The 9107-nt window shown below is 59.0% G+C and carries 8 protein-coding genes; all 8 read right to left on the minus strand.

Going from position 1 to position 9107, the window contains the following annotated elements; all coding sequences use genetic code 11:
- Positions 1 to 3: 3 nt before the first annotated feature.
- Positions 4 to 1029, minus strand: coding sequence for a type VI secretion system baseplate subunit TssG (gene tssG / locus DBR44_RS07655; protein WP_124643492.1), 1026 nt, complete (start codon positions 1027 to 1029; stop codon positions 4 to 6).
- A complete protein-coding gene (gene tssF, locus DBR44_RS07660) occupies positions 993 to 2852 on the minus strand; it encodes a type VI secretion system baseplate subunit TssF (protein ID WP_124643493.1) in 1860 nt (619 codons plus the stop codon). The genes tssG and tssF overlap by 37 nt, the downstream gene beginning before the upstream one ends.
- Before the next feature lie 39 nt (positions 2853 to 2891).
- Positions 2892 to 4619, minus strand: coding sequence for a DUF2235 domain-containing protein (locus DBR44_RS07665; protein WP_370449629.1), 1728 nt, complete (start codon positions 4617 to 4619; stop codon positions 2892 to 2894).
- A 299-nt stretch (positions 4620 to 4918) separates the two neighbouring features.
- On the minus strand, positions 4919 to 5563 hold the full coding sequence (locus DBR44_RS07670; protein WP_124643495.1) for a DUF3304 domain-containing protein: 645 nt from the start codon (positions 5561 to 5563) through the stop codon (positions 4919 to 4921).
- Between the two features lie 168 nt (positions 5564 to 5731).
- A complete protein-coding gene (locus DBR44_RS07675; RefSeq protein WP_124643496.1) occupies positions 5732 to 6397 on the minus strand; it encodes a DUF3304 domain-containing protein in 666 nt (221 codons plus the stop codon).
- Positions 6394 to 6849: a hypothetical protein gene (locus DBR44_RS07680; protein WP_124643497.1), complete on the minus strand. Its 456-nt coding sequence runs from the start codon at positions 6847 to 6849 to the stop codon at positions 6394 to 6396. The genes DBR44_RS07675 and DBR44_RS07680 overlap by 4 nt, the downstream gene beginning before the upstream one ends.
- An 18-nt stretch (positions 6850 to 6867) precedes the next feature.
- Entirely contained in the window at positions 6868 to 7623 is a 756-nt protein-coding gene (locus tag DBR44_RS07685) for a DUF4123 domain-containing protein (RefSeq protein WP_233578419.1), read from the minus strand.
- On the minus strand, positions 7623 to 9107 hold a 1485-nt coding region (locus DBR44_RS07690), incomplete at its 5' end, for a type VI secretion system Vgr family protein (RefSeq protein ID WP_148090018.1). The genes DBR44_RS07690 and DBR44_RS07685, both read right to left, overlap by 1 nt.

Raw genomic sequence — 9107 nt, forward strand, 5'->3', positions numbered from 1 at the left:
CAATCATTGCAGCAGGGCGTAACGCATATCATCCGGGTCGCGCTGTTGTGCGCCCAGCCAGCAACTGCCGCCCAGCCGCAGGGCATTGTCTGCAGCCAGCCGTGCCGGTGGTACGGCCTGTTTCTGTAATACCAGGCAGACATCCACCGCCAGATTGTGGCCAACGGCAAACTTCAGCAGCGCCTGCAAGGCCTGTGCCGCCTGGCCTCCCGGTTGCAGGGCGTCGTAACGCTGGCGGTCCATGCTGCCCAGGCGCAGCTGCAGCCTGGTTTGCCGGTCCCATACCCGTGCGCCGGCCAGCACCGAAACCCCCAGCTCGCAGGCATGGCCGCCCAGGCGGCTTTGTTCGTCCAGCGGAATATTCATCCATTGCCCGACAAACTGCTGCAGGCTGGCCGATACGCCGAAGAAGCCTTCCACCAGTGCCACCAGTGCCTGTCCCGACAAGGGCTTCTGGCTGAGCAGGCCGGCAAAGTAGACGAACAGATTTTCGTCCATGCCATTGTCACCTTGCAATTGCTGGCGCAAGGATTGCAGACCCAAGCCGCTCAAATCCAGCAGATTCCGGCTGAAGTCGTCTTCTTCGCCGGCCTCCACGCGAATCCAGTAACGGTATTTTTGCCAGGCCGCAAAAAACAGCGCGGCGGAGCGGTGGCTGAACAGGTCGAGAAAGGCGTGCAGCGAGTCGTCCTTGTATTGCTGGCGACGCTCCAGCAACAGCTCGGTGTAGGAGGTGGGCAGTACACCGCTGGGACCGGTGAGGCCGATGAAGCTCTGCGTCATCTCGGCCAGGGTGTCACTCTCCTCAGCCGTGGCCGGTGGCCGGTAAGACTGCAGTTCGCTGGGCGGAAAACTGAGCGAGGCCAGGGTGCGGAAACGCAAACGCGGCGGCAGCGCGGCGCGGCGGCCATCGCGCTTGCGCGCACTGAGCCCCAGCAGCCGCACCGCCTGGAAAAAGCTGAACTGGCTGGCGTCTTGCGCCAGCTCTGCGCTCAGATCACGAGGGCTTCGCCGGCGCGGGCTGGCCATGTCGCTACCTCCTCGTCTTGTTGCACCGTATGCACGCGCAGACGGCTGAAACTGTTGGGACTGCAATAAAGCGCAAAGAAGCGCTCCAGTACCGAGGCAAACAGGTAAACGCTGCCGCCCACGTAATAATCGGCATCCAGCGTCAACTGGATTTCACTGCCACGCACAAAGCCGGAGAAGTCCCGGCCACTGACCCGGCTGACTGCTGCCTGGCTGCGGATGCCGACAATGCCCTGGATCTGCCGGGTGTTCACTGCTGAGTCCCCCAGGTTGTACAGGGTCAGCATTTCCTGAATCGCCTGACAGCCGGAATCGACGATGGACAGGTAATTCAGCGACAAATGCGAAATAAGCCGCCACTGTACCGCCCGTCCCAGCGGGCTGCGCTGGCTGGCGCTGGGCTTGCGCAATAGCCGCACTCGTTTCACTACCGAATGGCCGGGCAGGGAAAAGTCCGTGCGCTGGGTGGCCTGGCTGCCACCAAAGGGAATCTGCTCCGGCAGGTCGCGGTTGCTGCACAGCAGGCTCAGGCTCAATACCTCACTGGCTGGCCGCACCGCATTGAACTGCAAATCCACCAGATGCAGTTCCATTTCACTGCCCTTGTCGCTCTGGCGGCGCGAGTTTTCACGGCTGGCGTGCCAGTAAAAGCGTGGTGCCTTGAGATGGCTGCCATGGCGGGTGGCGTAGAAGGGGGCGACTTCTTCGCTGCGTTCGCCTTCGGCAGATTTCTCTACGCGGACGACCCGCTGCAGCTGTACCACTTCGTAGGCCAGCGGCTTGCGCGCATCCACCACTACCGGATAGCTGGCTTTCTGATGGGTCACCCGGATGGGTTCGCCCGGCTGCTGGAACAGATTGACGATGGGTGTGCAGCCCAGCTTGAGGTGCTGCGCCTGCAACTGCGCCAACAGCCGGTGGTGGCGTTCGCTGTCCGGGTAGCGTTTCAGCATGATCTGCACGACCAGCTTGTCGCCAGGCAGCCGGCTGGCCGGTTTCTCCAGTTGCAGCAGGTCGACAAACAGGAATTTGTCCGGGTAGCAGAAGTATTCGGTCAGCAGGCGATAGCCCATGAATGAGCGCTCGTCATACTCCAGCATGCCTTCGTCTTTGCCAAAGCCCACCGGCTGCAGGCAGGAGGCGGGCAGCACCCGCGTGCGTGCCGGGTCCTCGCTGCCATCGCCCACCCGTACGCCCAGCGCATTGGACAGCAGCATTTCATACAGCAGATGCATCAGCGCCGGCTCACCGTCTAGGAAGAAGCGTAGCGATTGCAGGCCGATATCGCATAGCGGCAAGCCGCCCTGGCTTTGCAGTTCGAGAGTGAGGATGGCGGCGGCGTCCGGTGCCAGTTGGCGCAGATAGGGCGAGGCACTGGTCAGTTCCAGCCGGGCCTTGTCCAGCGTCAGCGGATACAGGTCCACCGGATAGGCACTGCGGAATTTGCACACCACGCCCTGCATGGCCGGGGCATGCACCGGCTGGCCACGCTCCACCCGGTAGCGCTTGGCAATTTCCGGCCGCAGGGGGTCGCACTCAAACTGCACGATGCTGGCCGATGGCACGGGCTGCAGGTAGTGTGGGTAGAGCACGTCCAGGAAACTGCCGGCCACTTCCGGATAGTCATCATCCAGCTTTTTGTGGATACGGGCGGCCAGCAGCGCAAACGACTCGATCAGCCGCTCGGTATGCGGGTCCTCGCACTGGTCGCCTTCCATGTGCAGGCGACCGGCAATCTTCGGGTAGCGCCGGGCAAACTCACCGGATAGCTCGCGCAGCTGGCCCAGCTCGCGTTCGTAGTAGGGGAGGAGGGATTCAAGCATTCAATTACACTCGGTTTCCATGAAAGCTGCGTGGATCACTCAGGCCACCGCGGTTTCGGTTGATGGTGAGTTGCGCTGGTTCAGGCGCGTCAGCAGCACGGAGTCGGCCCCGGCATACACTTTGCGGTAGCGCAGGTAGCCGGCGCCAATCAGGAATGGTTCCTGCCCCTCGGTGACTGTCTGCGGAACCTGGGTGCCTTGGGAGTCCTCGTACAATTTCACCCAGCCTTCTTCTTCCTCGGTCAGTCTGCCGTTGGCTTTTTTCTTTTCGCTCAGCTCTTTCAAGCCCGCCAGAATCTCCGGGCTTTCCTTACCGGTAATCCGGAACCAGGCATAGGAGTCATGCACATAGTCGGTAAACAGGCGATTGACTGCTGGCGGCAGGAATTTGCTGTCCGTGCCTTTGGACAACTCTGGCCAGATTTCCACCAGCTCGGCCCAGTCCTTGACCACTTTCGGGTCCCAGGTCGGGGGGTAGTAGTTGCGTGTGGTACGGCCGATGCTGACTTGATCCTTGTTCATCCAGCTGCGGAAATAGCCCAGATGCTCGGCCATCTTCTTGTTGCCGCCCAGCAGGTCGTTGACATCGCCGTTGTTAGCTGCCTGTAGATTGGGAAAGCGCTCCAGCAGGGCCGCGCGGTCCTGGATGCCGGCCCAGCTCAGCCGCCAGGCGACATAAGGCCAGTACATATCGCGTAGCAGGTCCTTGTATTTGACCGGCTTGTCCTTGTCCGCGGGGTTTTTGCGTGGCAAGGCTTCCAGGAAGGCATTGAAGTCTTCGATCAGCTTGGCATCCACCTGCATGCGGTACTGCACTGCTGCGGGCATCTTTTCCGCCTTGAGCGGCACGCCGGCCAGCCTTGCCTTGCGGTACATCACCGCCAGAGTAATGCGGGACAGTTTTTCCGATCCCTTGGGGTCGGTTCCTCGTCCCTGTTCCTTGGGCAGGTAGCCACCACCAATATCGGAGTGCACGCCAGGGAACATGATTTCCTCGCAACCGGCAGGCAGCCCGGCCTCGGTTTCGATGGAATCCAGCGGGAAGCTACGGCGGATTTCATGTGCCGATACCAGGTGCACGCAGGGCATGCCTGGCGGCACGCGCAGCGATTGTTCGGCATCCGCCCATTCCGCATGGCCATCAAACAGCAGGGTGGAGGCCGCCAGCCCCACCGAGGCTACCGTGTCGAATATGCCAAGAAAGTCAAAGGTTACCGGGAAGCCACCCAGCGTCATGCCGCTCTGATTGGTCAGCTCGGCGTCCAGCGTGCACATTCTTTGCATCCAGTTACTGAAGGAGCGTGCCTTGGTGGCCCCGCGCGAGAAACCGAACACCGACAGATGAATGCTGCCCACCTTGCCTTTGCTCATATTGGCCGGTTTTTCCCCGGGGGCATGCATGAAGGGGGCAATGGCTGCATGCAGTTTTTTCAGTACGCCACGCAGTTTGTCAAAGGTGTTCTGCTGGGCATTTTCCATTTGGCGCGCAGTGATCCAGTTACCATCTTTCAGGCTCCAGCCGGTAATCACCATGCCACGGCTCAGGCTGAGTATCTCGGCATCTTGCAGCAGGGCGCTGCCGAGAAAATAGAAATGGACATTATTGATCGCCTGCATCAGGCCCCACACGATACGCTCATGTCCATACAAGGCCATGGCCGCACCCATGGCCGCATCGCGTCCTTGGCCGCTGTCCTTCACCTGTGGGAAGGGGGTACCCACCCCTGGTATGTATACCTTGAAGAAATGGGGATAGTCGGTTTCCACATTCTCCCATTTCGTTTCACTGGTAATGACGCCGGGTACCGACCGCCCCGGGTAGCAGTCGTACAGGCGCGCTACATTGGAAAAGCCGTCATTGCTCTGGCACAGATTGTAGTTGTTACGCGTGCCATCAAAGAAAAATCCGAAAAACAGATTGGCATCACAGCTGGCAGTGGGGGTGCAGATGGGGGGGAGTTCTCTTGCCTCCCAACCTCTTAATTTTATTTCATCGTCAGCACTGAAAAATACATTTCTACTGCATGGGTTTGAATAATTTTGATTAATATCTTTGCAAATTAATGTCATGGTTTTTTCGCTTCCATGCTTGATATTTCTGCTTTTACTCCGTCAATTGTTGCTTGGTATTTTTTTGCTTCTGTTGGATTGTTTTTTACAGCTTTTTCGAGCTTTGTTAGTATTCCTTGGAGTATTTCAAAGTCCCTTTGCCATTTTTTCCTGCGGTATTCCAACGATGGCTTGGGACCACCTTTGATCTCTCCCGGCCAGTTGGGGTTTTCCGGTGAATAATTGCTTACCGTCACCAGCACCTTGTCCGGCGACATGATCTGTATCCATACCCGGGCTGGCGTCGTATAGCGGGGTACGTCCACCTGATGGGGAATGACGGGAATCTTCTCGTATGCCCATTCCTTGTAGGTTTTTGCCTTGGTGCCAGCCTGGGTCAGTACCACCAACTTCATGCCCGGTTGCCATTTTTCCGGAAGGGCAACACAGCACATGGTGCCGCTGCCGCCATAGGCGGATACCCTGTCCATCGCCTCGAATGTCTTGATGTCATCCGGCATGGCAATGCCGACTGCATCGTAGTCGTCCTCGGTGTAGTTGATGGCGGTGAGCGCAACCCCCATTTTCTGCTGACCCAAGGCGGAGCAGGCGCTGAGCAAGAGTGCGCTCGAGATCAGCAGTAGAATTCGTGATGGCGACATGGCAAGCCTTTAAATTAATTGGCGATATTTTTGCTAAATTAATAAATATTGTTATTTTAATTTTTCGTCTTAAAAAATCTGTATTTTTGGATGGTTAATTTGCTACTCATTGTGTGAGGTTTGTTGTGACTATATGGGCTTTGGGGGTGGTTCTTATATCTTGTGTTGTCATGGCTTTTTTAATTCCATTAATTTTATTTTTCCTTTCAGGTATTCAATATTGCGGCTATATAATTTTTCTTTCTCTGGGTTTTCTTTTACGCCCTGTTCGAGCACCCGTAAGTCATTAGTCATGATTTTGTAATCGCGAAGCCAAATTTTCCTGCGATACTCCACCGATGGGATAGGGCCACCTTTGATCTCTCCCGGCCAGTTGGGGTTTTCCGGTGAATAATTGCTCACCGTAACCAGCACCTTGTCCGGCGACATGATCTGTATCCATACCCGGGCTGGCATCGTATAGCGTGGTACGTCCACCTGATGGGGAATCACCGGAATTTTTTCTTTATCCCACTCTTCCAGTGTTTTTGCCTTGGTGCCAGCCTGGGTCAGTACCACTATCTTCATGCCAGGTTGCCATTTTTCCGGCAGGGCAACACAGCACATGGTGCCGCTGCCGCCATAGGCGGATACCCTGTCCATCGCCTCGAATGTCTTGATGTCATCCGGCATGGCAATGCCGACTGCATCGTAGTCGTCCTCGGTGTAGTTGATGGCGGTGAGCGCAACGCCCATGTCGCCAGGGCCGAGACTCACGCAGCTGCTGAGCAGCCCCCCAGCCAGTAGTGCGCTGCAGAGGCGTGCCAGCATATTGCGGTACAGCTGGTAATTCATGGTGTGGCGGGTTTCTTTTCCAGCTCGACATCCATGCCCATCATGCTGATGATCAGCAGGTAATCGCTGTGCATCTCATGGCTACGTCCGTTGGCGGCGTTCAGGACGCTGCCTTTGGCAAGCTTGATCAGGGCAATCTTGTCCCCCACCAGTGCTTGCGACTTCACCGTGCTGGCATCATTCATCAGCCAGTCACGCAGTGCCTGGCCGGTGGTTTCCAGTTTGGTGGGGACGGGCTCTTCCCAGCCAAACTGCTTGGAAACCAGTCCGTACTCTTCCCCCCGCTTCACAATGGTGAGCAGGGTTTGCGCCTGGCCATTGGCGTCGTAAAGCTGCGGCATGCGTTCATTCGGCACCATGACATACTCTCCCAGCCAGTCATCGGCCTTGGCCAGTGGGGACAGCAGCAGGGCCAGTAACAGCGCACAAGAACGGAACCATTTATTCGTCATTGCCTTCTCCTTGTTGCATCATGTGCCGGGCTGCAAGGCCGCCAGGCAGTGGGTGAATCGGCTATCAGGTGCGTGCAGGCCGGCACGGTCGGCTTGCTGCAAGGCGCTTTCCACAGACGGGTAATGATCGGCCAGCACGGCAGGGCTGATATGGCTGTGGTACTGCAGCTGGTATAGGGTTTCGTCGGTTTCGCCTGCCCGGATCAGTGCCAGCGTTTGTGACTGATCCAATTCGACTTTTTCCGCTGCAGCCATGTCGCTGCTGCTTACGGGCAAGCATTCCCATCCGCCGCTACGCAGTGGCAGCAGGCAGCGCGTGGCCGGGCCAAACAGCTGTTGGTGCTGGGTGTCGTTGAGAACGGCCACGATATCTTTTAGCCGGCGTGTGTCCGGATAGCGCAGATTGAAGTACATGTCATCGGCCTTGACCACGCACCAGGGGTAGAGGCGCTGCGCCAGTGCCTGCAGGCTCTCCGGGCTGTGCCACAGGCTTGCCATCGGCATGCCATCGCAGTGGCTCAGCAGCTTGCTGACCGGTTCGAATGCCAAGGCATCGAATTGCACCAGCAGGGGCGAGGCTGCCATCAGGTCGCCGCTACCGTCACTGCTCTGGGTGAAAATGCTGAGCCAGGGCAGGCCGCTACGGCGTACGCGGCGCAGAATGGCCGGATTGAGTGCGCCATCCAGCAGCAAGTAGTCATTCCCGCCGCTGTTGTCAGGCTGCTGCAATAGTTGCTGCAGTGTGGCCAGATCAAAAGAATGAATCAGTTTCATCACTGCACCTGGCTAAAGGCCGAGCCTGCTTTGGCGCTGCGCAGCAGGCAGGGGATGCAGACTTCCTTGGGGAAAATCGGCATCGGAATATTCATGCTGTCCGGCCCGCTCCAGTCATGGCTGCCACCCTTGAAGCTGACGGTGCCGGGTGCGTGCAGCTCGATCTTGCCATCCTTGATCCGCACATAAGCACCGCCGCTGGTCAGCAGGATTTCCTTCTTGCCATTGAATTGCTGCTTGCCCTTGGCCGAGGTAATGGTCAGGTCCTTGTCCGCGGTAATCTCCATCGCATCACTCTGCGCTTGCACCTGCACCTTGCCCTTCGCGGCAATCAGCTTCAGCGCGATCTGGTCTTTTACTCCCGCCACGAACAGGCTGATGTGCTGGCCGACGTTATGCAGCCAGCGGCGGCCGGTGGTTTCGTTGCTGTCGCGCTGGGCGATGAGGTTGAGGTTGCTGCCGGCAGAAATTGTCTGGCTTTGTTCGGTGAGACTGGCAATGCCGGCCGGGCCGGACAGGATGAGCAGGGGCTGTTGGCCGGCCTGGTCTTTGGCCGTCTTGCCGTCCTTGTCGGTGTTGCTGCCGGCTTCCCAGGCGTGGAGGGCGGCGGCGTGGTGTTGCAGGTGGCCGCTGTCTTTCTTGCCATCTTTGCCGTTGTCCGGCTTGATGCCGTCTGGCCCGGTTTCCATGGTGTCGGCCAGTTGGCCGGTGGCCACTTCCGCCAGGCTCTGGCTGAGGCTGAGCGCGGCGTCGAGCTGGCTTTGCGCGTGGTCGCGCGCCAGTTGTTTGCCGGCAGCGCCGTTTTGCGCTTCGGTGCTGAGCAGCAGGCCGTGCCCGGCGCGGATGGCACCGTGCTGGTCGGTGCGCAGTTCGAAGCCGTCGCCACGCGGCTGGGCTTTGCCATTGCTGCGTGGGTGGGTGAGGTAGCCCTGGTTGAGCTGGGTCTTGCCGGGTTCGCTGGACAGCTTGGCCCGTACTTCGCCGGGGGTGTCGTCGAACAGCAGCTCGTTGTACTGGCCGCCCTGGTGTTCCTTGGATTTGATGCCGGACAGGGTCTTGTTGGCCGGCAAGGCTCCCGCGCCGCTGAAGGCCGGGGTGGCGTGGCTGCCGTTGTACAGCACGCCGACAATCACCGGGCGGTCGATATCGCCTTCGATGAAGTCGACCAGCACTTCCTGGCCGATGCGCGGGATGAACTGGTGACCCCAGCCAGCGCCGGCGCTGGGCATGGCCACACGCAGCCAGCAGGAGGAGGTGTCGTCGAGCTTGGCGCCGATGCTGGGGTGTTCGTCCGGCCGCTGCCAGTGGAACTGCACCTTGATGCGGCCCAGTTCGTCGGTATGCACTTCTTCGCCTGCGGGGCCGACCACGGTGGCAGTCTGCACCCCTTTGGAGGTGGGCTTGGCCTGGGCGCTGTGGCCGTAAGCCGGGGTAAGCGGAATACCACGGCGCTGGGCGGTGATGTTGGTCTGGAAGGGGCTGCT

It is taken from the genome of Aquitalea sp. FJL05, from assembly GCF_003852595.1.
GTDB lineage: Bacteria > Pseudomonadota > Gammaproteobacteria > Burkholderiales > Chromobacteriaceae > Aquitalea > Aquitalea aquatilis.